Here is a 24,693-nt window from a genome sequence, read left to right as displayed (position 1 = left end):
CCGTGCGACGATGGCTGAAATCGCCGCGGCGGCGGGTGTCTCGGTGCCGACCGTGTCCAAAGTGGTCAACGGTCGACCCGACGTCGCCCCGGCCACCCGGCACACCATCGAGGAGCTGCTGCGCACCCACGGCTACCGTCCGCCGCGGGGCCGGCAGAACAGCAACGTCGGCCTGATCGACCTCGTCTTCGTCGACCTCGGCAGCCCGTGGGCGATGGAGATCCTCGCGGGCGTCGAGGAGGTCGCCTACCGCGCGGGCTCGGCCGTCGTCGTCTCGGCGGTGCACGGCCGGCACCGCACCCGCCCCGACGAGCGGTGGCTGCAGAATCTTGCCGCCCGCCGCTCCGACGGGGTGCTGCTGGTCCTCTCCGAGCTTTCCCCCGGGCAGCAGGCCCGCCTCGAGGAGCTGGACGTGCCGGTGGTCATCGTGGACCCCGCCGGCACGCCGGCTCCCGGCATCCCGGCCGTCGGCGCCACCAACTGGGCCGGCGGCCTCGCCGCCACGGAACACCTGATCGGCCTGGGCCACCGGAAGGTCGCCGTCATCGGCGGCCCCACGGACGTGCTGTGCAGCCGGGCCCGCGTCGACGGCTACCGGGCCGCGATGGGCGCCGCCGGCCTCAGCGTGCCGCCGGGCTACGTCCGCTTCGGCGACTTCCTCAGCCCCACGGGGTACCGCGAGACGATGTCGCTGCTCGACCTCCCCGACCCGCCGACGGGCATCTTCGTCTGCGCCGACCAGATGGCGCTCGGCGCCTACGAGGCGCTGTACGAGCGCGGGATGCGGGTGCCCGATCACATGAGCATCGTCGGCTTCGACGACCTCGACGAGGCCCGCTGGGCGGTGCCGCCGCTCACCACGGTCCGCCAGCCGCTGACCGAAATGGCCGGTATGGCCACCCGCATGCTGTTCTCGCTGATCTCGGGCGAGGAGCTGGACACGACCCGGGTCGAGCTGGCCACGCCGCTCGTCGTCCGGGCCAGCACCGCCCGTAACACCACAGCATGACGACTGTCCGACTCCCGGCAGAGTCCACCAGGCGCGGACGATAGCGTCGCCGCACCGGAACATCGCCGGAGGAGCCGTGCAGACTATAGATACCCCACGCCGGGCCGGTGCCCGCTTCGCCCCGCCAGACAAGTTCGTCCGCGTCGTCGCGTTCGCGGCGGTGCTGGGCAACCTGGGCGTACTCGTCTCTTTCTGGCTCTCCCCCGGCCTGCACGACCTCGTGCTACTCGGCGCCCCCGCGGTCATGTCGATCGGCCGCCTGGCCGGCCTCACCGCCATCGCTCTCCTGCTCACCCAGGTCATGCTCATGGCCCGGATCCCGTGGCTGGAGCGCGCCTTCGGCCAGGACACGCTCGCGCGCTGGCACCGGTGGGTGGGGTTCACGTCCTTCCACCTGCTGGTGGTGCACATCCTGACCACCTGGGTCGGCTACACCTGGGACCACGGCCACCCGTACCTGCACGAGCTGTGGCGCATCGTCTGGGAACTGCGCGGCATGCTGTACGCGGTCGCCGGCACGGCCCTGCTCGTACTCGTCGTGGCCATCTCGCTGCGGGCGGCCCGGCGCCGGCTGCGCTACGAGCTGTGGCACCTGCTGCACCTGTACGCGTACCTGGGCATCGGTCTGCTGATGCCGCACATGCTGTGGAACGGCACGGAGTTCCTCGGCCAGACCTGGGCCAAGCGGTACCTGTGGGCGGTGTACCTGCTCACCGCCGGCTCCGTGCTGGCCTTCCGCGTCGCGCTGCCCCTGCTGCGCAGCTGGCGCCACCAGCTCACCGTGACCGAGGTGCGTCCGGAGGGGCCGGGCGTCGTGTCCGTCCAGATGACCGGTCGCGAGCTGGACCGCCTGCCGATCCGGGCCGGACACTTCCTGCAGTGGCGCTTCCTGGGCACGCGCGGCTGGACCCGCTCGCACCCGTACTCGCTGTCGGCAGCGCCCACCCGGGACACCCTGCGGATCACGGTCAAGGACGCCGGGGACGGCCTGGCCCACCTGTGGCCCGGCGCCCGGGTGCTGTTCGAAGGGCCGTACGGCCGGCTCACCGGCGCCGTACGGCGCAAGCGCCGGGTGGCGCTGATCGCGGCCGGCATCGGCATCACGCCGCTCCGCGCCCTGCTGGAGGAGCTCGAGTACGCCCCCGGCGAGGCCGTGCTCATCTACCGGGCGCGCACCGAGGCCGATCTGGTGCTCCGCGAGGAGCTCGCGGAGCTGGCCCGCGAGCGCGGCGTCCAGGTGCACCTGCTGGTCGGCGGGCGCGGGCCGGGCGACGACTGGCTGCCCGCCGGCGCGGGCGTCACGCTGGGCGACCTTGTCCCCGACCCGGCCGAGCACGACTTCTACGTGTGTGGCCCGCCGGAGTGGACCCGCGCGGTCCTGGCGGCGGCCCGCCGGGCCGGCGTGCCCCGCGACCAGCTGCACAGCGAGCGCTTCTCCTGGTGAATGAGGTCCTTCCGGCGGGTACCGGGGTGTGCGATCCGGCCCCGCCGGGTACCTGGCGGCGGGACGATGGTGTCAACGGCGCGCACAAGGAGGACACCACCATGACCATCGAAGCGGACGAGCCGAACGAGTACGGCTTCGCGGGCGGGGCCACCGCTCCCGAGCCGGAGGAGGAGCAGGAGGACGAGCTGCACGCGGAGGCGGAGGCCGTCGCCATCCCCAGGGACGACCTGACAGCCCCGATCAGCGAGGCCCTGCAGGGACTGGGCGGCGACGAGGACGAGGAGCGGTAGCGCTCAGCGCGACGGCTGACCCACCGGCTCCACCCGACCTGCGGCACGGTCCTCCGCCGCCGCGATGAGCGCCCGATCGATGCCCTTCCGGCACCGGTCGGGCGCCATGGCGAGCCGGCGGGTGCGGCAGCGCCCGGCTGCTCAGTCGCTCTTGCGCTTGCGACGCGGCCGCCGGGCGGGCCGGTCGTTGTCGGCGAGCCGGGTGTGCGTCAGCAGTTGCGCGAGCGCGACGCCCACGACGGCGCAGGCGACCTGGATGCCGAGCGTCGCCCAGCTCCAGCTGAAGCTGCCGATCTGGGCCTGGCCTTCGTCCTGCACCCCGAACGCCTTGGCCAGCAGGGCGCCCAGCAGGGCGGCGCCGAAGCCGATCAGACCCGTGCTGAAGAACCCGATGCTCTGCTTGCCGGGCAGAGCGAGCCTGCCGAGCAGCCCGACGAGCGCCCCGAACAGGATCGCCGTCAGTACGTCCTCCACCTGCATGTCTGTGGCCCTCCCACGCCTGCCCTTGATCTAGCGGCCTCCGAGCGTAGTGGATACCCACAAAGTCGGCCATCGCACCGACGCACTGTCCACACGCGACCTGTCACTCCCGCAGCCAGGCCACCACGGCGTCGCCCTGGGCCCGCTGAAATGCCCGCAGCGTGGGCAGGCCGGGCGCGGGCGGCAGCCGGGCGGCGTCCACAAAGAACCCACCCAGGCCGGCGAGGACGCCCCGCAGATCGGCCGGATCGGCGCCCGTCCGGCGGGCGTGTTCGCGCAGCCGGGCGCCCGTGTCGTGCCCGCCGAACAGGCGCACGTTGATGAGCAGCAGCAGCGTGTCCAGCCAGGCCGGGCCCCGGCAGGCCCACGGCCAGTCCACGAGGATGACCCGCCCGTCGTCGCTGAGCAGCAGGTTGTCGGCCCGCACGTCGAGGTGAACGAGGGTGTCGCCGGCCAGCGACGCCCGGCCGCGCGCGGCGAGCGCGCGCAACTCCCCGAGGTGCGCGGCGATCCACGGGTCCAGGTCGGCGGGCGGGTCGGCCGCGACCCGGTCCCAGCCGGCGAGGTCCGTCGCCAGCACCTCCGCGGCCGGGCGCAGGTCGCTGATCGGCGACGGCGTGCACCGGTCGGCGAGCGCGGCCAGCGCGGCGAGGACCCGGTCGAGTTCGTCGGCACGCCACGGGGTCGCCGGGTGCCGCCCCTCGACATCGGCCAGCACCAGCGCGACCCACGTACCGTCGTCGAAACAGCCGAGCAGTTCGGGCGCGGGCGCCGCCGCCGGCAGCGCGGCCGACACCCGCGCCTCCTGGCGGTGCATGACCGGGCTGCGCTCGTTCTGTGCGGGGCTGACCGCCTTGACGAACGCCCGCCGCCCGTCGGCCGCGCGCACCCGGTCGGCCGTGCCCGGCGAGAAGCCACCCGGCTGGGAGACCGCGGACACCACCGGCGCGCCGATGATCTCCTCGACGGCGGCACGCACGTGGCCCGGCAGATCGGTCCAGCCGATCCGGACGCCTGACGCGACTACCATGCCCCGCAGGCTGGCATGCCGGACGACCTCGGGCCACCTGATTTACGCGCTCAGTCCGGCAGCAGGGGCATCACCAGCCCCGGATCGTGGCCGAGCAGGCCCGCCCGGTTGATGGCCGCCGCGCCGAACCGGTCGCGGACCGCGTCCACCATGGCGTCGAGCGCCACCGGCGGATGCCCCTCGATCGGCAGTTCCAGTTGCACCGCCCCGTGCTGGTCGAAGTTGCTGACCGAGACCCCCACGAGCGTGATGCCCCGCTCGTCGATGAGCGGCTGGGCGGCCGCGAGCAGCCCGCGTACCGCCCCCAGGATGGTCTGCGTGCCGTCGGTCGCGCGGGGCAGGGTCCGCGACCGGGTCGCCCTCGACGAGTCCGTGAACCGCAGTCGGAGTACGACCGTCCGCCCGGCGCGCCCGGCCTTACGCATGCGGCGGGTGACCCGGTCAACGAGCGCGACCGCAGCCGCGTCGACCGACTCGGGGGTGTGCGGCCGCCAGCCGAGCGCCCGCTGGGCGCCGATGGAGCCGCGCCGCCGGCCGACGGTCACCCGCCGGTGGTCCCTGTTGTGGGCCAACGCGTGCAGCTGCCGGCCGGTCGCCTCGCCCAGCATCGACACGAGCGCGGCCTCACCCAGGCGCGCCACGTGGCCGACGGTCGCGATCCGCCGCTCACGCAGCTTGCCGGCGGTCACCGGGCCTACGCCCCACAACAGTTCCACCGGCAGCGGATGCAGGAACGCCAGCTCCTCGTCCGGCGGCACGACGAGCAGGCCGTCGGGCTTGGCGACCCGGCTGGCCACCTTGGCGAGAAACTTCGTGCGGGCCACGCCGACGGTGATCGGCAGGCCCACCCGCTCACGCACCTGTTCGCGCAGCCGCTCGGCGATCCCCGCCGGCGGCCCGGCGATGCGGCGTAGCCCGGACACGTCGAGGAAAGCCTCGTCGATCGACAGGCCCTCCACGACCGGGGTGGTGTCGCGGAACACGTCGAAGACGGCCCGGCTGGCCGCCACGTACTCCCCGAAGCGGGGGGCGACCACGACGGCGTCCGGGCACAGCCGCAGGGCCTGGCGGCCGCCCATGGCGGTGCGCACCCCTCGCGCCTTGGCCTCGTAGCTGCACGCCAGCACCACCCCGCCGCCCACGATCACCGGCCGGCCCCGCAGGCGCGGGTGGTCGCGCTGCTCGACGGACGCGTAGAACGCGTCCAGGTCCGCATGCATGATCCCCGCCTCGCCTGACACGAACATATGTTCGAACACGACCCCGGCCCGCGTCAACGGAGTGGCGGCACGTCGCGCTCAGGCCGCCGCCTTGACGGCCACGGCCAGGTCGGCGGCGAAGGCCCGGTAGGCGCCGGCCCGGTCGTCGGAGCGCAGCACCGCCGATGGATGGACGGTCGCCATGAACAGTGCCGGCGGGTCGACCTCCGGGAAGTCCCCCGGCCGGTACGCGCTGGCCGGCCACGGCAGCAACTCGCCGCGCGAGCGGGTGACCCGGAAAGCCGGACCCATCAGTGCGCCCGCCGCCGTGGCGCCGAGCGCCACCACCACCCGGGGGCGAAGGACGGCCAACTCCGCGACGAGCCACGGCCGGCAGGCCGTGATCTCGATCCGGTCGGGCTTGTCGTGGATCCGGCGCTTACCGCGCGGCGACAACCGGAACTTGAAGTGCTTGACGGCGTTGGTGAGGTACGCGCCCTCGCGCCCCACGCCGAGCTCGTCGAGTGCCTTGGTCAGCAGAGCCCCGGCCGGCCCGACGAACGGCTCGCCGGCCTTGTCCTCGACGTCGCCGGGCTGTTCCCCCACGAGCACGAGCGGAGCGTCGGGCGGCCCCGCCGAGAAGACCACCTGCGTGGCCTGACGGTAGAGATCGCAGCCGCGGCAGGCGGGCGCGGCCTCCCGCAGCTGGTTGAGGTCGGCCTCGGGCGGGATGAAACGCTGCGCCCCCGGCGCGTGCACGCGACTCGTGGCCACGCGCGCTCACTACCCCCCACGCCCGCGCTCTAACCGTGGCCGGGGTTGGCCCGGCGCGGCGCGGGGTAGATGCCGGTCACGCACGTAGCGATACGGGGAGTCGACATGAGTATCCGGTCGTTCGCCAGGCACAACGGACTGTCACTGGCCATGTTCGGCGCGTTCCTCGTCTTCGTCGTCCTGCAGGCGATCTTCGGTTGGCACGTGCGCAACGAGGAGCTTCTGCAGGCCGGCCAGCCGGCCGACGGCTTCTGGCACTACCTGGGCACGGGCCACTTCGGCGAGGCGCTGTTCGAGAACTGGGAGTCCGAGTTCCTCCAGATGGGCTCGTACGTCCTGCTCACCGCGTACCTGGTGCAGCGCGGCTCGGCCGAGTCCAAGCCGGTCGACCAGAAGGACCGCGCTGAGGACTACCCGCAGCACGCCACGTCCGGGTCGCCGCGGTGGTCGCGCACCCACGGCGCCGCCCAGGTGATCTACCGCAACAGCCTGTCGATCGTGCTGCTGGCGTTCTTCCTCATGTCCTTCCTGGCCCACCTGCTGGCCGGCACCTCGGAGTACAACGAGCAGCAGGCGTTGCAGACCGGTGCGGCGCCCGTCACGCCGCTGGACTTCCTGGGCACGTCCGAGTTCTGGTTCCAGTCGATGCAGAACTGGCAGAGCGAGTTTCTCGCGGTCGGCGTCCTCGTGGTCCTCAGCGTCTTCCTGCGTCAGCACGGCTCGCCTGAGTCCAAGGCCGTCACCGCCACCCACGGGCAAACCGGGGAATAGCGGCACCCGCGCGCTACCCGCGCGGACGCGCCGATCGGAGTACCGTGAGCAGCGAAAAGACCTCCCCTCGGTCGGCACATAGAGCGAGGGGGTTGAACATGCCGATACCTGCGCACCGCATCGTGGGGCTGGCCGCCGCGATCATCGTCACCGGCGGGCTTGCCGTGAGCCTGGCGGGTTCCGCTACGGCTGCGTCCGCGGCCATCCCGCCACCGGCCGCGCGGCCCGTGACGGCATCGCCCGGCGAGATGGCCCAGCCGATCCAGGCGGCGGCCAGCTGTTACGCGTCACCGCGCCGTGGCGTACCGAACGTCGCCGTCCGCCGGCACCGGTCGGTCAACAGCGACTTCCTCGGCCTGATGCCGAACCAGCTCGTCCCGACGGACTGCGCTACCACGGCCGGCTCGCCGTACCTGATCAAAGGATGCGAAGCCAGCAACCAGTGGCTGCGCGTGCAGGTACCGCAACCGGGGTGGGTGCCGCGCGGCTGCATCCACTGGACCATCGCGGCCAGCTGACGCCGACGGCCCCGCAGCCGCACGCCCGACCTTTCGGCTCGGCGTGCGGCGCGGGGCGGTCGTCTAGCGCAGCGCGGCGATGCCGTCGATCAGCAACCAGAGGCCGAAGACGGCGAACAGCGCGGCCGCGCCGTACTTGATGGCCTTCTCCGGCAGGCGGCGGCCGAGCAGGCGGCCCACGCCGATGGCGAGTGCGTCCGCCGCCACCATGCCGACCGTGGAGCCGATCCACGTGCCGAACCAGCCGTGCTGGGTGGCCAGGGTGATCGTGGCCAGCATGGTCTTGTCGCCCAGTTCGGCCAGGAAGAACGCGCCGCCGACCGCCAGCACCGCCGAACCGGTGCTGCGCTGCGCCTTGGCCTTCTCGTCCTCGGTGAGGGAGTCGCCGCGCAGGGTCCACGCCGCGAAGCCGAGGAAGGCCAGACCGGCCAGCAGGCTGACGGGTCCGGTGGGGATGGTCGCGCCGAGCCACACGCCGACACCGACCGACACGAGGTGCACGAGCGCGGTGGCGATGGTGATGCCGACGAGCACGGTCGCCGCGCGGTACCGCGTCGCGAAGGTCATGGCCATGAGCTGCGACTTGTCGCCCAGCTCCGCTACAAAGATCACGCCGAAACTGACCGCGAGCGCGGTCCAGAAGCCTGCCATGGGGTGTCCTCCCGGGAATGATCACCGGGTTCGGACGCGCGAGAGCCTCGACCCCGGCATGCCTGCCTGAGTCGAAGGTCTCGCTCACCCCGACATCGCCGAGGTCGGGCGGCCGGGCGGAATCCCGCCAGTATGTCGACCACCACGTTGGGAGCTACTCCCCTTCGCGCCGCCCACCCTACCGGCCGTGCGCTCCGGCGCGGCGGGAACGTGACAAGGACCTCAGCCCGGACTGACCTCGTCCGCCACGTCGCCGCGCAGCTGGTCCACCGCGCCTGAGACGAGTTCCCTGATCCGCCCGGCGTTCGCGCCGTCCGGCACGGTGGCGTCCAGGCGCAGGACGCTGCCGCCGGCCGGGCCGTCCTCGACCGTGACCGTGCCGTGCAGGTCCGGCTGCCCCGAGCGTCGCCACTCGACCACCATCGCGCCGTCCGGCCGCCGGGTCTGGTACACCGTGCCGGAATTGCCGAACGACACCCGGACCCGGTCCCGGTCCAGCCACGCCACGCGGACGCCGGGCGGCGCCCAGCGGTCGGCCCGCTCCGGGTCGGTGAGCGTGGAGAAGACCACCTCGGGCGGGGCCTCGAAGTCAAACGCCTCGCTGATGAACACGTCCGCCCTCTACCCAGTCCGGCCGGTGGTTAGTCCCACCGGCCTGCCGCCGAGGGTTTTCTCTATATTCACATCGATCGACGCTGTCCCTAACGTGGCGACTGCCGGCCACCCCCCGGCATCACCCCCCGCAGAGGAGCACGGCGTTGAGACCTCCCTCGATCCTGCGCTGCGTGACGGCCATGACCCTGGCCGCCGTCGCCACCCTGGCCGTACCCGCCACGGCGAACGCCGCACTGCTGGCCACCCCGGACGTGCCGCTCGCCAACCAGAAGGCCCACGTACAGCAGTTCCAGAACATCGCCACCGCCAACGGCGGCAACCGGCGCTCCACGACCGCCGGGTACACGGCCTCCGTCACCTACGTGTACAACCAGCTGTCCGCGGCGGGTTTCACGGTCGTACGACAGAACTGCACGTCCGGCTGCACCTCGGGCGCGGGCCCGAACGTGATCGCGGACTGGCCCGGCGGCGACGCGAACAACGTGTACATGTTCGGCGCCCACCTCGACAGCGTGTCGGCCGGCCCGGGCGCGAACGACAACGCCTCCGGCTCGGCCACGGTCCTCGAACTCGCCCTCACCCTCGCCCGGACGAACCCACAGATGCGAAACCACGTACGGTTCGCCTTCTGGACCGACGAGGAGCAGGGCCTCAACGGCTCGGAGTTTTACGCCAACAGCCTGTCGTCGACCGAACGCGCCAAGATCAAGGGGTACTTCAACTTCGACATGGTCGGCTCGGTCAACGGCGGGTACTTCATCAACCGCATCTCCTCCGGCGTCGGCCAGGTCCTCAAGGCCTACTACGACTCGATCGGCGTACCTACAGAGGAGAACAGCGAGGGCGCCGGCCGATCGGATGACGCCCCGTTCAACGCCATCGGCGTGCAGACCTCCGGTGTCGCCGCGGGCGCCTCCCGGGTCAAGACCGCCGCCCAGGTCACCAAGTGGGGCGGCACCCAGTCCGCGTTCGACCCCTGCTACCACCGTGCCTGCGACACGTACCCGAGCAACGTCTCCGACACGCTGCTCAACCGCGCCGGCGACGCCGCCGCCCACGCCCTCTGGACCCTGGCCACCGGCGCCCCGCCGACGGTGGTCTGGTCGGACACGTTCGAGACCGCGACCGGCTGGACGGTCAACCCCACCGGCGCGGACACCGCCACCACGGGCGCCTGGGAGCGCGGCGACCCCGAGGCGACCACCTCCAGCGGCGCCAAGCAGCTCGGCACGACCGTCTCCGGCTCGAACGGCCTGGTCACCGGCCGGCTCGCGGGCTCGGCGGCCGGCGACTACGACATCGACGGCGGGACCACCTCGGTACGTTCGCCGGCCATCACCCTGCCGGCCAGCGGCACGCTCAATGTCACCCTCTCCTGGTACCTGGCGCACGGGTCCAACAGCTCGTCGGCAGACTTCTTCCGCGTCTCGGTCGTCCACAGTGGTGGTACGACCGCCCTGTTCACCCAGGCCGGGGCGGCCACGAACCGCAACGGCGCCTGGGGGCAGGGCACCTGGAGCCTGAGCGCCTACGCCGGCCAGTCCGTCCGGCTGCTGATCGAGGCGGCCGACGCCTCCGGCGCCAGCCTCGTGGAGGCGGGCGTCGACGATGTCACCATCACCCAGTCGTAGCCGCGGCTGATCGCTCTCGTCGGGGGCGCCCGCTCCCGACGAGAGCACCGGTCACCATCGCGGGCGCCCGCGGTGGCGCCCTTGACGATGGCCGCTGCCCTATGGATTCGGGTAACTATGACGTAGTCCTACAGACTAGACTTTTCAGTGAAATACGGTCCGGGCGTGTCCCAGCAGGCGCTGTCCAGGTGAGGCGAAGGACTGATGCATTCGCTGCGAATCGACCCGGTCAAGGCGGTAGCCGGCCGGGCGCCGCAAGGCTGACACCGTGCCGGGTCGGGACCGGTCGGCCGGACACGGCGCGGCGCGGGAAGAGCGCGGCGTCTGGCGTCCGTCGCTGTGGCTGCGAGCCCTGGCCGCGGCACCCCCAGCGCGATGGCCGGTCGGGCGGTCGATGCGCGCCGGGGTCGGCGTGGGCCTGCCGGTCCTGATCGCCTCGCTGGCCGGGCAGATGCACATCGGCATGTGGATCGGTCTGGGCGCCCTCGGACAGGCCGTGGGCGAACGCGAGCAGCCGTACCGGGCACGTTTCCGCCAGATCTGGTGCACCGTGCCGATCGCCGCGTCGGCGTACGGGCTGGGGTTGGTGTCACACCTGCCGGTCGCGGCGGCCGTGGTGGTGATGACCGCGGTCGCGTTCGGTTGCGGGATAGTCAGCGGCTACTCCGCCGTCCTGTCCGCCGCAACGATGCAGGCGATGCTGATCGCCGCGATCGCTATCGGGCTGCCCACCGCGGCGCCGTACTGGCCACCGGCGCTGCTGTACCTGATCGCCGGGGTCTGGTTCTCGGCGCTCATGGCCGTCGAGGCCGTGCTGGCCCGCGACCGGCCGCAACGGGCGGCGTTGGCGGCGATGCTCGGGGCGCTGGCCGACCTGGCGCAGGCCCAGGCGGAAGGTCAGGCGGACCTGGGTCCGGCGCAGCGCACCGCGGTCGGCGCAATCGACCGGTTCGAACAGGCGGCGATGCTGGCCAGGGGGCACGCGCAGGGCCCGACCAGGGAGTACACCCGTGAGGCGCGGATCTGCCGGGCGGCCGACCAGCTCGCCGCCCGGCTGCTGGCCCCGGACGCGGAGGCGGACCTGTCGGCACGGGCGGCGGCCCGGCTGCGGCAGTGCGCCGACGCGGCGGTCAGCGGCCGGCCTCCGCCACCCCGGACCGACGGGCCGGGCACGCTGGTCCGGCTGACGATGCTGGAGACGGCGATCTGGGCCGGGGCCGAGCCACAGCAGGCGGGCCGAGCCTCGGCGCGCGCACGCCTGTCGGCTCCCGGGCCGGCCCTGCTGGCCGGGGCGGCGAGGCTGGCCCTGTGCACGGGGCTGGCCTACGTCGCCTTCTTCGCGCTGCCGTTGCCGCACGGGTACTGGATCCCGCTGACGGTCGCGCTGGTGATGAAGCCCGATCTCGGGTCGGTGTTCGGACGGGCGGTGCTGCGCTGCGCCGGCACGGTCGGCGGCGCGGTGGTGGCCGTACTGTTCACCGCGGTGTCGCGTGATGCGGTGTTCACCAGTATCGCCATCGGGGCGGTGGCCGCGTGCCTGCCGTGGGCGAAGTCGCGCTCGTACGCGCTGCAGACGCTCTGCACGACCCCGCCGGCGATGCTGCTGATCGATCTGGTGGCGCCCGACACGCACATCGTGCCGCTGGCCGCCGATAGGATCGCCGCCACGTTCATCGGCGGGGTCGTCACCATCGTCGCCGGCTACCTGATCTGGCCGGCCGTCCGGCGACCCGACGTCGAAGGGAACTTCGCCGCGGCGCTGGGCGACCTCGCCGACTACGCGCGCGCGGTCGCCCGGGGTCATCATCAGGGCCGGATCACCGCCGCGCGGCGCCGGTGCTACCAGCGACTGTCGGACACCCGGCTCACCCTTCAGCGCATGCTCGCCGAACCTCCGCCGGCAGGTGCGCTGGCCTGGGCGTGGATCCCGGTGGTCGGGGCGGCTGAGCGGGTGGCCGACCAGGTCACGGGCATCTCGGCCACCCGCCGGAAGGGTGACCCGGCCACCTTGTCAGCACTGGCCGACGACATCGACGCGCTCGCGAGCGTCAGCGTCAAGGACGACTCGCCCGTCCGCCACCCGGCGGTGTCCCGTCACGGCGACTGCCACGACGCCGCCGTCCGGGAACTGGCCGACGACCTGAACGGCCTGTCCGCGATGCTCAGCCGCGAGAGCTCACCGCCAGGGACCGCGCCGGATCAGAGCTGACCGCCCAGCCACAGTCCCAGTCCGGCCAGGATCAGGCTGGCACCCAGGCTGCCGAGCACGTTCCATGCCTCCACGGCGGCGTTCTTCCGCAGCAGGCCCAGCGTGTGCCATTCCTCAGTGGAGAAGGTGGTGTACGCGCCGAGGAAGCCGACGCCCGCGATGGTGGCGAAGTCCTGCACCGACTCGGCCGTGTGCGCGGTGGCGAAGCCGGTCACCAGGCCGAGCACGAGCGCGCCGGACACGTTGATGACGAACGTGCCGGCGGGGAAGGCCGCGGCCGGACCGTGCCGGCGCGCCCGCCATCGGGCTGACACCAGTGCGTCGAGTCCGCCTCGGCACAGCGCTCCGCAGCCACCGGCCACAAAGACGAGAATGGTGACCCACATCAGCGGCCTCCCGCCTGCGAACGCGCCCGCCGCTCCACGAGGTGCGCGCCGGCCGCGGCCGCGGCCACGCCAACGACGATCGACGTGGCGAGGTAGACGATCGCGAGACCGGTCCGGTCGCCACTGATGAGCTGATCGGCCTCGACGATGAAGTGCGACCAGGTCGTGAAGCCGCCGATGAGGCCGGTCGACAGGAACGGTTTGCCCCACGGCCCGCGCAACCGATGCTGCGTCAGCAATGTCATGACCGCGCCGAGGGCGAACGCGCCCACAATATTGATCATGAATGTGACCCACGGGAAGTTCGGCGGCGTGGGTGGCGCCAGGGCCTCCCCGAGCGCGTACCGCAGTGTGGCGCCCAGCCCACCGCCAAGAAATATGGCAATAACCGACATTCCCTGACTTTCTCATGTCCACTCGGCGCCGCCCGACGTTTCCGGCTCCGTGACGCAATACCAGACCGGCCGTGACCCGGGAGCCGGAATGCTCCCCGAATTGCCGTTGACCAGGCATTCCCTATCCGTCCAAGCGCATCACGCGCCACCAATCAACCGAGTAAGTTCAGCCACGTGGCGGGTTGCGACGCTGGCGCGCCCTGAGCGAGTCGGCGCGACCCGGATCCCGGAAGGAGTGCCGAATGCATCTCACACCACGGGAATTGGACAAGCTGACGATCCTGACGCTTGCCCTGGTGGCCCAGGGCCGCAAGGACCGTGGCCTGAAGCTGAACCACCCGGAAGCGGTGGCGGTCATCTCCGCCGCCGCGCTGGAAGGCGCGCGGGAGGGCAAGACGGTCGAGCAGGTCATGACCGACGCCCGTAGCGCGCTCACCCGTGCCGATGTGATGGACGGCGTGGCCGACATGGTCCCGTTTATTCAGGTCGAGGCGGTGTTCGCCGACGGCAGCCGCCTGGTCACGGTCCACAGCCCGATCCAGTAGCCGGCCAACCCGGCAGGCGTACTCATGGGGGAACGATGCCGACCAAGAAAGCCGCTTCGACCGCCGCCGGCGGGCACGAGCAGACACGGCACAAGCATGTGCGTCCGATCGGCGGCTACGTGCTGGCCGACGGAGATCTGGAACTGAACGCGGGTCGTCCGGTGACCACCATCGAGGTCTACAACACCGGTGACCGTCCGGTGCAGGTCGGGTCTCATTTCCACTTCTTCGAAGTGAACCGGATGTTGGAGTTCGACCGCGACGCCGCGTACGGCCTGCGGCTGGACATCCCGGCGACCACCGCGGTGCGTTTCGAGCCCGGTGACAAGAAGACAGTGGACCTGGTGCCGTTCGCCGGCAAGCAGCGGGTGTACGGCTTCAACGGGCTCGTGCAGGGCTGGACCGGCGACGGACCGAAGCCGGGCTACAACCCGGACCGGGCCGCGGCCGCCGAGCGGGCCGCGCTGCGCGGCTTCAAGAACCGGCCCCAGGCCGCGGACAAGCCCGCCGCCGATGCGAAGGGAAAGAGCCGATGAGCAGGATCTCACGCCAGCAGTACAGCGACCTGTTCGGCCCGACAGTCGGCGACAAGATCCGCCTGGCCGACACGGACCTGTTCGTCGAGGTGGAACGCGACCTGCGGGTGCTGGGCGACGAGGCCGTGTACGGCGGCGGCAAGACACTGCGGGACGGTATGGGCCTGGACAACCAGCTCACGAACTCCGCCGGCGCGCTGGACCTCGTCATCACCAACGTGGTGATCGTCGACGCGGTGCAGGGTGTGGTGAAGGCCGACGTCGGCATCAAGGACGGCAAGATCGTCGGGATCGGCAAGGCGGGCAACCCGGCCACCATGGAGGGCGTCACCCCGGAGCTGGCGGTCGGCGCGGCGACGGACGCGATCTCCGGCGAGCACCTGATCCTCACCGCGGCCGGCATGGACGCCCACGTGCACTACATCTCGCCGCAGCAGGCGTACGCGGCGCTGAGCAACGGAGTGACGACGCTGTGGGGCGGCGGTGTGGGTCCGACCGACGGCACCAACGGCACGACGATCACCTCCGGGGTGTGGAACCTGGAGCGGATGCTGCGCTCGGTCGAGGCGGTGCCGATCAACATGGGCTTCCTGGGCAAGGGCAACTGTTCGGGACGGGAGCCCTTGGTGGAGCAGATCAAAGCGGGCGCCGCCGGCCTGAAGGTCCATGAGGACTGGGGCACCACCTCGGCGGCCATCCGGGCGGCGCTGAGCGTCGCCGACGACTTCGACATACAGGTCAGCATCCACACGGACACCCTGAACGAAGCCGGGTTCGTCGAGGACACCATCGCGGCGTTCGAGGGCCGCACGATCCACACGTTCCACACCGAGGGCGCCGGCGGCGGGCACGCGCCGGACATCATGAAGGTCGCCGGCGAACTGAACGTCCTGCCGAGTTCGACGAACCCGACCCTGCCGTTCGGCGTGAACTCGCAGGCAGAACTCTTCGACATGATCATGGTCTGTCACAACCTGAACCCGAAGATCCCGTCCGATGTGGCGTTCGCGGAGAGCCGGGTACGGGCCGAGACGATCGCGGCCGAGAGCGTCCTGCACGACCTGGGCGTCATCTCGATGGTCTCCAGCGACTCGCAGGCGATGGGCCGCGTCGGCGAGAACTGGCTACGGGCGCTGCAGATCGCCAACACGATGAAGGCCGCGCGCGGCAGCCTGCCCGAGGACGCACCCGGCAACGACAACTTCCGGGTACTGCGCTACGTGGCGAAGGTGACCATCAACCCCGCGATCACCCAGGGCATCTCGCACGTCCTCGGGTCGGTCGAGGTGGGCAAGATGGCCGACCTCGTGCTGTGGGAACCGGCGTTCTTCGGCGCGAAGCCGAAGATGGTCATCAAGGGCGGCATGATCAGCTGGGCGGTGATGGGCGACCCGAACGCCTCGCTGCCCACCCCGCAGCCGGTGCTGTACCGGCCCATGTTCGGCGCGTACGGCGCCGCGCTGACCGACACCTGCGTGACGTTCGTGTCACGGGCCGGGTTCGACGCCGGTGTCGCCGAACGGCTGGAGCTTCACCGGCAGGTGATCCCGGTATCGGGTACCCGGACGCTGACCAAGCGGGACATGGTCCGCAACGGCAACACCCCGCGCATCGACGTCGACCCGGAGACGTTCGCTGTCAAGGTCGACGGCGAACACGCGACGGCGCCGCCAGCCGAGTCCGTGCCCCTGGCACAGATGTACTTCTTCAGCTGATCGGAGTATTCGGTGACCACTAGTGAGGTGAGCACGACGCTCATCGAGGGGGTACTCGGCAACGCGGCCGACCCGCCGTGGCCGCAGCGGCTGGCCGGCGCCAGCGTCGACACGCTGGTACTGGACCAGTGGGAGGCGCAGAAGAACCGGCTCCGCAAGGCGACCACCGGCGGGGTGGAACTGGCGGTGTCGCTGGACCGGTCCGAGCACCTCCACGACGGCGACGTGCTGCGCTGGGATCCCGATCGGGCGAGCGCCGTCGTGGTTCGCATCCAGTTGGGTGAGGTGATGGTGATCGACCTGGCCCCGCTGTACGGTCTGGCGCCCGAGGCACTGGCGCGCACCGCCGTGGAACTGGGCCACGCGCTGGGAAATCAGCACTGGCCCGCGGTCATCAAGGGCTCGAAGGTGTTCGTGCCGCTGACCGTCGACAAGAAGGTCACCGCGGCGGTGATGAAAACGCACGACCTGCCCGGGGTGGTGTGCGAATTCGTGGCCGGATCGGAGGTGACGCCGTTCCTGGCGCCGCACGAGGCCCGGCGGCTGTTCGGCGGCGCCGGATCGAGCACCCACTCCCATGCCGACGACCATCACTGATCTGCCGGCCGACCCTGACGTGGTCACGCGGGTGCTCCGGGCGCTGCAGTTCGGCGACTCGATGTTCCCCGTCGGCGGGTTCTCGTTCTCCAACGGTGTGGAGTCGGCGCTGGCCGAGGGCGTCGTGCGTGACGCCGACACCCTGACCGGCTGGGTGCGTGCCGCCGTGCGTAACGCCGCCGCCGGCGACGGGATAGCGCTCGTGCACGCCCACCGGGGCGCGGTGCGAGGCGACCTCGACCGCGTCGCCGCCTGCGATGAGGCCGTGTACGTGCGCAAGCTCCACGAGGAGACCCGCGCGATGACGGAACGCACCGGCCGCAAACTGGCCGAGGCGACCGCCCGGATCGTGCCGGGCCCGATCTCCGACGGGTGGCTGGACCGGGTCACCACCCGCCGGACCCCGGGCACCCACCCGGCCGCGCTCGGGGTGCTCGGCGCGGCGCTGGGCCTGCCGGAAGCCGACGTGTTCGCCATGCAGCAGTACAGCCTGGCGGCCACCATGGTCAGCGCCGCGGTGCGGCTGCTGCCGCTGCACCATCTCGCCGCCCAGCAGGTGCTCTACGAGGTCAACGGCCACTGTGGAGCCGACTACGCGAGCGTCGCCGGGTGCGAGCTCGACGACATGAGCGGCTTCGCACCGCAGGTCGACGTGCTGGCCTCCGTCCACGTACGCGCCCACGTACGGATGTTCATGAACTGACGCAGACGACGGGAGCAACCATGAAGAAGATCAGCCGCATCGGCATCGGCGGCCCGGTCGGGTCGGGCAAGACCGCCGTCATCGAGGCGATCGTGCCGCGCCTGGTGGCCGACGGCACCAAGGTGCTCGTCGTCACCAACGACATCGTCACCACCGAGGACGCCAAGCACGTCCAGCGCACGCTCAAGGGCGTACTCGTGGAGGAACGCATCCTGGGGGTGGAGACGGGCGCGTGCCCGCACACGGCGGTACGCGAGGACCCGAGCATGAACCTCGCGGCGGTCGAGGACATGGAGGCCCGGTTCCCCGACACCGACGTGGTCCTCATCGAGAGCGGCGGCGACAACCTGACGCTGACGTTCAGCCCCGCGCTCGTCGACTGCTTCATCTACGTCATCGACGTCGCCGCCGGGGACAAGATTCCCCGCAAGAACGGGCCGGGCATCTCCAAGTCCGACATCCTGGTCATCAACAAGACCGACCTGGCGCCGTACGTGGGCGCGAGCCTGGCGGTGATGGAACACGACGCGGCGCTGATGCGTGGGGACAAGCCGTTCGTGTTCACCAACTGCAAGACCGGCGAGGGCATCGAGGAGCTGATCCGGCTGATCCGCCGGGTCGCGCTGTTCGATGTGGCGTTCGCGGCATGACAGCCACCGTGGCGGCCCGATCCGCCTTCGAACTCGACGGATTGCCGCAGCTCGCGCCGTACCAGGACCAGCCCAGGCAGCTGCCCGCCGGGACCGTCGGCAAGGACGCCTACCTGCGCCTGGGCTTCGCCAGGCGCGGTCGGCGCACCGAGCTGATCGACCTGCACCGCCGCGCCCCCCTGCTGGTGCAGCAGGCCCTGTACTTCGACGAGGGGATGCCCGACCTGCCGTGCGTGTTCATGATCTCCACGTCGGGCGGGATCCTCCAGGGCGACCGGTACGCGGTCGAGGTCACGCTGGAACCGGGGGCGCAGGCGCACGTCACCACCCAGGCGGCCACGAAGATCCAGCAGATGGACGCGAACTACGCGACCATGACCCAGGACTTCACCCTGCACGAGGGCAGCTACCTCGAGTTCCTGCCCGACCCCACCATTCCGTACCGCAACAGCCGCTACGCCGCCCGGACCCGGTTGCGGGTAGCCGCCGACGCCACCGCGCTGCACGCCGAGATCGTGCTGGCCGGCCGCAAACACCACGGCGGCGGCGAACTGTTCGCGTACGACCTGTACAGCGCGAGCATCCACGGGTCCCGCCTTGACGGACCGGAACTGTTCGCCGAGAACCTCGTCGTGCAGCCGGCGTCCTGGCCCATGGCCAGCCCGGCCGTCATGGGTCCCTTCCACGTGCTGGCCAACGTCGTGCTGATGACCCCGCCCGACGTCGCCACCCGGGTCGCCGCCCAGGCCCCCGTCGGCTATGCCGGCGACGGCGACGGGCGCACCGCCTGCGGGGTCAGCGCGCTCCCCAACGACGCCGGGCTCATCGTCAAGGTCCTCGGCATGGAGACCGAACCGGTACGCGCGCGGGTCCGCGACATCTGGGCGCTGGTCCGCCGCGAGGTCACCGGACACGAGGTACCCGCCAACTTCTCCTGGCGCTGAACCGGCACCACGCACACGGGGGACGAGCACCATGACGACCAGTACGAGCAACCGGGGCAGCAACCCCATCTGGGCGTTCATCGACGCGAACCTGCGCGGAGCCGGCCAGGTCATGTTCATGAACAACCCGATCACCGGCGCGCTCATCATCGTGGCGATCATCTGGGGCGCCGTGGCGGCCAAGACGCCGGAGGTCGCCATCGGCGCGGTCGTCGGCGTGGTCGTCGGCACCGCCACCGCCATGGCCCTGCGGGTGGACACCGCCTCCCTGCGGCAAGGGCTCTACGGCTTCAGCCCGCTGCTGACCGGTGCCGCCGTGCCCACCTTCCTGGGCAATTCAGTCGTGATGTGGGTGTACCTGATCATCGGGGCCGCGACGACCACCGTGGTCACCCTCGCCATCTCGAACGTATTCAACACCTGGGGCGTACCGGCCCTGACCTTCCCGTTCGTACTGACCTCATGGTTTCTCATGCTGGCCGCGTACCAGTTCCACCAGATCAAGATCAGCTCATTGACCGCGCCGATGCTGGCCCGGCCCGTCGCCGGCACCTCCCTGGACCTGTCGGCCGCCGACCTGGTCACCAGCATGCTGAAGGGCGTCGCCCAGGTGTTCCTCATCGGCAACTGGGTCAGTGGCCTGATCATCCTCATCGGACTGGCGGTCAATTCCCGGTGGGCCGCCGCCCTGGCCGCCGCCGGCACGATCGTGGCCACCCTGCTCGCCGTCGGCCTGAAGGGCGACGAGACGAGCATCACCGCCGGCCTGTACGGCTTCTCCGCCGTCCTGACCGCCATCGCGTTGGGCTGCGTCTTCTACCACCCGTCCTGGCCGGTGCTTGTGTACGCGCTGCTGGGCACCGTGTTCACCCTCTTCGTCCAGGCGGCGCTCAACACCGCCCTCGCCCCGGTCGGCATTCCCAGTTTCACCGGCCCGTTCGTGTTCGCGACCTGGCTGTTCCTGCTGCCTAAGCGCGACCTCACACCGGTGCCGCACCACAAGCACATTGACGACGGCGTACTCACTGGCACCCACCCGAAAGCCTGACCCGTACCGACCGAAGGGGGCGGCCCGATGCCCACAACCGGCTTCCAACCCGGCGACACCGCGTGGGTGCTCGCGTGCGCGGCACTCGTGCTGTTCATGACACCCGGCCTGGCACTGTTCTACGCCGGCATGGTCCGCACCCGCACCACCCTGGTCATGCTGCAGCAGAACATCATCCCGCTCGGGGTGGTCAGCATCGTGTGGATCCTGCTCGGCTACGCCCTGGCCTTCGGCAACGACCTCAGTGGCATCATCGGCGACCTGGAACTGTTCGGGCTGCGCGGCGTGGCCGGCACGTCCCCCGCCCCCGCCTTCCACATCGTCTCCGGTTCGATCACCATCCCCACGCTGGCGTTCGTCGGGTACCAGATGATGTTCGCGATCATCACCCCGGCGTTGATCACCGGCGCCACCGCCGACCGGCTCAAGTTCGGCGGCTGGGTCGCGTTCGTGGCCATCTGGTCACTGGTGGTCTACTCCCCCATCGCCCACTGGCTCTGGGGGGTCGGCGGGTGGCTGGCCGAACGCGGCGCCCAGGACTGGGCCGGCGGCATGGTCGTGCACTCCAGCGCCGGCGCCGCCGTCATCGCCGTCCTGCTCGTCATCGGCCGCCGGCGTGGCTGGCCACACGCGAGCAACCTGCCGCACAACCTGCCGCTGACCATCGCCGGCGCGGGCATCCTGTGGTTCGGCTGGTTCGGGTTCAACGCCGGTGACGGCCTGCAAGCCAACGGCATCGCCGCCCAGGCTCTGCTCAACACCCACGTCGCCGCGGCGGCCGGCATGGTGATCTGGCTCCTGCTCGAAAAGTTCACCGCCGGTCATCCCACCGTCCTGGGCGCGGTCACAGGCGCGGTCGCCGGGCTCGCCACGATCACGCCCTGCGCCGGGTACGTCACCACCCTGTCGGCGCTCATCATCGGAGCACTGGCGGGACTCATCTGCCACCTTGCCCTGCGGCTGAAGTTCGCGTTCAAGTTCGACGACGCCCTCGATGTCGTCGCCGTGCACTTCGTCGGCGGCGTCTTCGGCTCCCTGCTCGTCGGGCTGTTCGCCAGCAAGGACGTCAACCCTCTCAGCGCGGACGGGCTGTTCTACGGCGGCGGCGCCGGCCTGCTCGGCGACCAGATCCTCGCGCTGCTGTCGGTCGTGGTGTTCTCCTTCTGCCTGACCTGGCTCATCGCCATCGCCATCCAGAAGACCATCGGCCTGCGCGTCGACGCGGCCGACGAGCAGGACCTCGACCAGGTCCAGCAGGGGATGGACGCCTACCACCTCAGCGGCCCCGCCGCCCTGTCCGGCGCGGCCGGCCCCACCGGCCCGACGCCAGGGCCGGTGCCCGCCGCACGGCCCCTGGCCGCCGGCAACGTGCAACTGGTCACCAGCATGCTCGACCCGCAGCGCGTCCAGGCCGGCGACCTCGAACAGGCGCTGCTTGAGGCCGGCGCGTCCACCATCGTGCTCTCCGACGCCCACGTCCGCACCTCCGCCCGGCGGACCCAGGTCTTCCGCGGGCTGCGCCGCGACCAGGAGTTCCCGGACCGGCTGCGGGTCGAGATCCTCGTCGACGGCGCGAACACCGCCAACGTGCTCGTTGCGCTCGACCGGCTGGCGGCCGGCGCCCGCGACACCTACGTCCAGGACATACGGCAGGCCACCGTGGACGACGGCGCCCCACGCTGACGACCCGTTATGGTCCTGCTGCCCACCCTGGTCGGGTACCGCCGGACCTGGCTACGCGCCGACATCCTCGCTGGACTGGCCGCCGGGGCCGTGGTCATCCCGCAGGCCATGGCGTACGCGACAGTCGCCCGGATGCCCGCCCAGGTGGGCCTCTACACCTGCATGGTGCCGATGCTCGTGTACGCCTTCCTGGGCGGCAGCCGGACCCTGAGCACCAGCACCACCTCCACGATCGTCACCCTCACCGCCTCGGCCCTGATCGCCGTCGGCGTCACCGCCGGAGACACCCGCGCTCTGGCCACCCTGACCATCGAGGTGGGCCTCATCCTGCTGGCCGCCCGCCTACTGGGCCTGGGGACCCTGGTGGAGAACGTCAGCGAGGCGGCCCTGCTCGGCGTCAAGGCGGCCGTCGGCCTCACCGTCGGCCTGGCCCAGATCCCCCGCCTGCTCGGCATCGCCGTCCCGGCGACGGACGGGCGCTTCCTCACCGAACTCCCCGCGGTGCTGCGCGCCCTGCCCACCACCCAACCCACCACCGCGCTGCTCTCCGCCGGGCTGCTCGCGCTGCTCATCGGGCTCGGCCTGGCCGCCCCGCGACTGCCAGCGCCGCTCATCGCCGTCGCCGTCGTCATCGCCGCCACCGCGGTGTTCAATCTCTCGGCCCACGGCGTCGCCCTCGTGCCCCCCGTACCGAAGGGCCTCGCCCCGCTGACCCTGCCCGACCTCGGCCAAGCGGCCAAGCTCCTGCCCGGCGCACTGACCATCGCCCTCCTGGCCGCGGTCGAAAGCCTGGCCGCCGCCCGCGCCGCACCGACCCGCAAAGGCGAGCCACCACCGGACGACCAGCAGGAGATGCTGGCTACCGGCGCGGCCTCCGCCCTCGGCGGTTTCTTCGGCGCGCTGCCCTCGGCCGGCGGCTTTTCCCAGACCGCCGTCAACGCCCGCGCCGGCGCCCGTACCCAGATCAGCCAGCTCACCACCGTCGTGCTCGCCGTGGCCGTGGCACTATGGCTCGCCCCGGTGCTGCGCCTGCTCCCCGACGCCGCGCTCGCCGCTCTGGTACTCGTCGCCGTCGGCGGCCTCGTCAACCCCGCCGCGTTCATCCGGCTGGCCCGCGTCAGCTCTCGCGACCTGTTCGTCGCCGCCGCCACCACCCTCGTCGGCCTCGCCGCGGGACTGCTCGCCGCCGTCGTCACCGGCGTCGTCGTGACCCTCGTACTCGTCCTGCGCGAACTCAACCAGCCGCAGATGTTCGAACTGCACCACGAACTCACCGACACCCCGGCGCAGGCACCGCGACCGCTGTTACTGCGGCTGGAGACCTACCTCTATACCGCGAACATGATCTCAACCCAGGACACCGTCCTGACCATGGTCAACGCGCGCCAGCCCGCCCCGGACGTGATCATGCTGGAGATGCGGGCCCAGACCGAGGTCGGCACCACCGTCCTCGACCGCCTGCACGACCTCGGCGACCGGCTGAGCGCCCACGGCAGTCAGCTGTGGATCGTCGGACTACCGCCACGGGCACTGGCCACGGCACGCCACAACCCCTGGTGGCAGGACTGGCAACGGGACGGCCGCATCCACGCGACCCTCGACAACGCGCTCAAGGCGTACGCCAGTCGCCCTAGATCGGGCTCGCCCCCGTCGGACGTGACACCGGAGACAGGGTGACGGCGTACGAACTAAAGCGCGTGTCGCGTCATGTGCCATAACAGAACCGGGCAAGTTTTCCGCCATCCGGAGAATGGGCTTGGTTTCGCAAAAAACGTTATGCGCCAGGCCACCGACGAAAGCCCATTCGAGGCGAACAAGATATGAATATCAGCGCGTTGTTTACTACCCGGCCCCGCTAAGCGCGGTTCTGTCTTCGCAGGTAGGCGCCACTTGTCCCGGCCAGGGTGGCCCATCGGGGATGTTCTCGCATTGTCTTGTTGCGACAATCGTCGGCGTCTGGCACCCTCGGAAAACCGCGAAGCGTTAACGCACCGGTGCGGCCCGGGTCCATTGAATCCAACCTCTGACACGGCATTCGCCGACGTGGTTGTTAACGCTAACAACGATGGGCGCGAAAGGAACGAGCCATGAAGCAGCCGTCCCGCGAGGGCCGACGCTTCGTCCGCCCGTCAACACCGCCCCACTGTGGAGCACCGCCTGGCCGGCCCTCGACGAAGCCCGCACGTGGCCTGCCGGCCCGAACACCCGGTCGCACCGGCAAGGCCGGGCACCCCCCAGGAAGGACTCTTCATGAAGCTCAAACACCATCGCCCTGTACTGGCGGCCGCGGTCGTCGCCGCGGTCACCGCCGCCGGGGCCATTACCGCGGTCGCCGCCCAAGCGGCCGCCGGCTGTCAGGTCACCTACGCCGTCAGCAGCCAATGGGGCGGCGGGTTCGGCGCGAACGTGACCATCAACAACCTCGGTGACCCCGTCAACGGCTGGCAACTGACCTGGACCTTCGGCGCCGGGCAGACCATCACGCAGCTCTGGAACGGCACCCCGTCGCAGTCCGGGTCGAACGTCACCGTCACCAACGCCAGCTACAACGGCGCCATCCCGACCGGGGGCAGCGTGAGCTTCGGCTTCAACGGCTCCTGGAACGACGCCAGCAACCCGGTCCCGACCAACTTCGCCCTCAACGGCACGCCGTGCACCGGTGCCGTGTCCACCTCAGCGGCGCCCACCACGGCGGCGCCCACCAGCAGCGGCCCGACGACCGGCGGGCCGGTCACGAGCGCCCCGCCGACCACCCAAGCGCCGCAGACCAGCGCGGGGCCGACCACGGCCGGCCCGTGGCCCCCATCGTCGACGTTCACCAACCCGGTGTTGTGGGAGGACTTCGCGGACCTGGACATCATCCGGGT

The 24,693-nt window shown here is 71.2% G+C and carries 26 protein-coding genes; 18 read left to right on the top strand and 8 right to left on the bottom strand.

Annotated elements, in window-relative coordinates:
* Positions 1-10: 10 nt before the first annotated feature.
* The 3 genes from ABD191_RS18995 to ABD191_RS18985 all read left to right on the top strand — a co-directional run bounded on the left by ABD191_RS18995 (position 11) and on the right by ABD191_RS18985 (position 2,746).
* The gene (locus ABD191_RS18995; protein WP_344083537.1) at positions 11-1,009 is read left to right on the top strand and encodes a LacI family DNA-binding transcriptional regulator; all 999 of its coding nucleotides are present in this window, start codon (positions 11-13) and stop codon (positions 1,007-1,009) included.
* A 76-nt stretch (positions 1,010-1,085) separates the two neighbouring features.
* Positions 1,086-2,453 (top strand): ferredoxin reductase family protein, encoded by a 1,368-nt coding sequence (locus ABD191_RS18990; RefSeq protein WP_344083534.1) that lies wholly within the window; start codon positions 1,086-1,088, stop codon positions 2,451-2,453.
* Positions 2,454-2,554: 101 nt separating this feature from the next.
* Positions 2,555-2,746, top strand: a complete 192-nt coding sequence (locus ABD191_RS18985) for a hypothetical protein (RefSeq protein ID WP_344083531.1) — start codon at positions 2,555-2,557, stop codon at positions 2,744-2,746.
* 141 nt (positions 2,747-2,887) lie between these two features.
* On the opposite strand, the gene ABD191_RS18980 is transcribed toward ABD191_RS18985, so the two are convergent.
* The 4 genes from ABD191_RS18980 to ABD191_RS18965 form a co-directional block, all read right to left on the bottom strand.
* Positions 2,888-3,226 (bottom strand): GlsB/YeaQ/YmgE family stress response membrane protein, encoded by a 339-nt coding sequence (locus ABD191_RS18980; RefSeq protein WP_344083528.1) that lies wholly within the window; start codon positions 3,224-3,226, stop codon positions 2,888-2,890.
* 103 nt (positions 3,227-3,329) lie between these two features.
* Positions 3,330-4,256, bottom strand: coding sequence for a phosphotransferase (locus tag ABD191_RS18975; RefSeq protein ID WP_344083525.1), 927 nt, complete (start codon positions 4,254-4,256; stop codon positions 3,330-3,332).
* 50 nt (positions 4,257-4,306) lie between these two features.
* Entirely contained in the window at positions 4,307-5,497 is a 1,191-nt protein-coding gene (gene dinB, locus ABD191_RS18970; protein ID WP_344083522.1) for a DNA polymerase IV, read from the bottom strand.
* A gap of 57 nt (positions 5,498-5,554) precedes the next feature.
* Entirely contained in the window at positions 5,555-6,229 is a 675-nt protein-coding gene (locus ABD191_RS18965; RefSeq protein WP_344083518.1) for a UdgX family uracil-DNA binding protein, read from the bottom strand.
* A gap of 105 nt (positions 6,230-6,334) precedes the next feature.
* Between ABD191_RS18965 and ABD191_RS18960 the strand changes: the two genes are divergently transcribed.
* Entirely contained in the window at positions 6,335-7,000 is a 666-nt protein-coding gene (locus ABD191_RS18960) for a DUF6766 family protein (RefSeq protein WP_344083515.1), read from the top strand.
* A 98-nt stretch (positions 7,001-7,098) separates the two neighbouring features.
* On the top strand, positions 7,099-7,518 hold the full coding sequence (locus tag ABD191_RS18955) for a hypothetical protein (protein ID WP_344083512.1): 420 nt from the start codon (positions 7,099-7,101) through the stop codon (positions 7,516-7,518).
* Positions 7,519-7,581: 63 nt separating this feature from the next.
* Here the strand turns inward: ABD191_RS18955 and ABD191_RS18950 are convergent, their stop codons facing one another.
* Together ABD191_RS18950 and ABD191_RS18945 are read right to left on the bottom strand one after the other, a co-directional pair.
* Positions 7,582-8,169 (bottom strand): TMEM165/GDT1 family protein, encoded by a 588-nt coding sequence (locus ABD191_RS18950; RefSeq protein WP_344083509.1) that lies wholly within the window; start codon positions 8,167-8,169, stop codon positions 7,582-7,584.
* 222 nt (positions 8,170-8,391) lie between these two features.
* On the bottom strand, positions 8,392-8,781 hold the full coding sequence (locus ABD191_RS18945) for an SRPBCC family protein (RefSeq protein ID WP_344083505.1): 390 nt from the start codon (positions 8,779-8,781) through the stop codon (positions 8,392-8,394).
* 182 nt (positions 8,782-8,963) lie between these two features.
* On the opposite strand from ABD191_RS18945, the gene ABD191_RS18940 reads away from it, so the two are divergent.
* Positions 8,964-10,415 (top strand): M20/M25/M40 family metallo-hydrolase, encoded by a 1,452-nt coding sequence (locus ABD191_RS18940; RefSeq protein WP_425560770.1) that lies wholly within the window; start codon positions 8,964-8,966, stop codon positions 10,413-10,415.
* A gap of 268 nt (positions 10,416-10,683) precedes the next feature.
* The gene (locus ABD191_RS18935; RefSeq protein WP_344083499.1) at positions 10,684-12,624 is read left to right on the top strand and encodes an FUSC family protein; all 1,941 of its coding nucleotides are present in this window, start codon (positions 10,684-10,686) and stop codon (positions 12,622-12,624) included.
* Here the strand turns inward: ABD191_RS18935 and ABD191_RS18930 are convergent.
* Positions 12,615-13,010 (bottom strand): fluoride efflux transporter FluC, encoded by a 396-nt coding sequence (locus ABD191_RS18930; RefSeq protein WP_344083496.1) that lies wholly within the window; start codon positions 13,008-13,010, stop codon positions 12,615-12,617. The genes ABD191_RS18935 and ABD191_RS18930 overlap by 10 nt on opposite strands.
* Positions 13,010-13,405, bottom strand: a complete 396-nt coding sequence (locus tag ABD191_RS18925; protein WP_344083493.1) for a fluoride efflux transporter FluC — start codon at positions 13,403-13,405, stop codon at positions 13,010-13,012. The genes ABD191_RS18930 and ABD191_RS18925 overlap by 1 nt, the downstream gene beginning before the upstream one ends.
* A 242-nt stretch (positions 13,406-13,647) precedes the next feature.
* Between ABD191_RS18925 and ABD191_RS18920 the strand changes: the two genes are divergently transcribed.
* From ABD191_RS18920 to ABD191_RS18870, 11 genes are all read left to right on the top strand, one after another.
* Positions 13,648-13,950, top strand: coding sequence for an urease subunit gamma (locus tag ABD191_RS18920; RefSeq protein ID WP_344083490.1), 303 nt, complete (start codon positions 13,648-13,650; stop codon positions 13,948-13,950).
* Between the two features lie 35 nt (positions 13,951-13,985).
* The gene (locus ABD191_RS18915; RefSeq protein WP_425560764.1) at positions 13,986-14,486 is read left to right on the top strand and encodes an urease subunit beta; all 501 of its coding nucleotides are present in this window, start codon (positions 13,986-13,988) and stop codon (positions 14,484-14,486) included.
* Positions 14,483-16,201, top strand: coding sequence for an urease subunit alpha (locus ABD191_RS18910; RefSeq protein ID WP_344083488.1), 1,719 nt, complete (start codon positions 14,483-14,485; stop codon positions 16,199-16,201). The genes ABD191_RS18915 and ABD191_RS18910 overlap by 4 nt, the downstream gene beginning before the upstream one ends.
* Positions 16,202-16,213: 12 nt before the next feature.
* Positions 16,214-16,798: an urease accessory protein UreE gene (locus tag ABD191_RS18905; protein WP_344083485.1), complete on the top strand. Its 585-nt coding sequence runs from the start codon at positions 16,214-16,216 to the stop codon at positions 16,796-16,798.
* Positions 16,779-17,501 (top strand): urease accessory protein UreF, encoded by a 723-nt coding sequence (locus ABD191_RS18900; RefSeq protein WP_344083482.1) that lies wholly within the window; start codon positions 16,779-16,781, stop codon positions 17,499-17,501. The genes ABD191_RS18905 and ABD191_RS18900 overlap by 20 nt, the downstream gene beginning before the upstream one ends.
* Before the next feature lie 20 nt (positions 17,502-17,521).
* Entirely contained in the window at positions 17,522-18,151 is a 630-nt protein-coding gene (ureG, locus tag ABD191_RS18895) for an urease accessory protein UreG (protein WP_344083480.1), read from the top strand.
* On the top strand, positions 18,148-19,095 hold the full coding sequence (locus tag ABD191_RS18890) for an urease accessory protein UreD (RefSeq protein ID WP_344083477.1): 948 nt from the start codon (positions 18,148-18,150) through the stop codon (positions 19,093-19,095). The genes ureG and ABD191_RS18890 overlap by 4 nt, the downstream gene beginning before the upstream one ends.
* Positions 19,096-19,126: 31 nt before the next feature.
* A complete protein-coding gene (yut, locus tag ABD191_RS18885; protein ID WP_344083474.1) occupies positions 19,127-20,143 on the top strand; it encodes an urea transporter in 1,017 nt (338 codons plus the stop codon).
* Positions 20,144-20,170: 27 nt separating this feature from the next.
* Entirely contained in the window at positions 20,171-21,826 is a 1,656-nt protein-coding gene (locus tag ABD191_RS18880; protein WP_344083471.1) for an ammonium transporter, read from the top strand.
* A gap of 9 nt (positions 21,827-21,835) precedes the next feature.
* Complete coding sequence (locus ABD191_RS18875) at positions 21,836-23,503, top strand: SulP family inorganic anion transporter (protein ID WP_344083468.1); 1,668 nt, start codon at positions 21,836-21,838, stop codon at positions 23,501-23,503.
* 573 nt (positions 23,504-24,076) lie between these two features.
* Positions 24,077-24,693 (top strand): cellulose-binding domain-containing protein (locus tag ABD191_RS18870; protein WP_344083463.1); only part of this gene is annotated, 617 nt, incomplete at its 3' end.

Source organism: Luedemannella helvata, assembly GCF_039528415.1.
In the GTDB taxonomy this organism is placed as follows: Bacteria; Actinomycetota; Actinomycetes; order Mycobacteriales; family Micromonosporaceae; genus Luedemannella; species Luedemannella helvata.
Note: the sequence above shows the minus strand (reverse complement) of the source record. Positions and strands in the feature narration are given on the sequence as shown.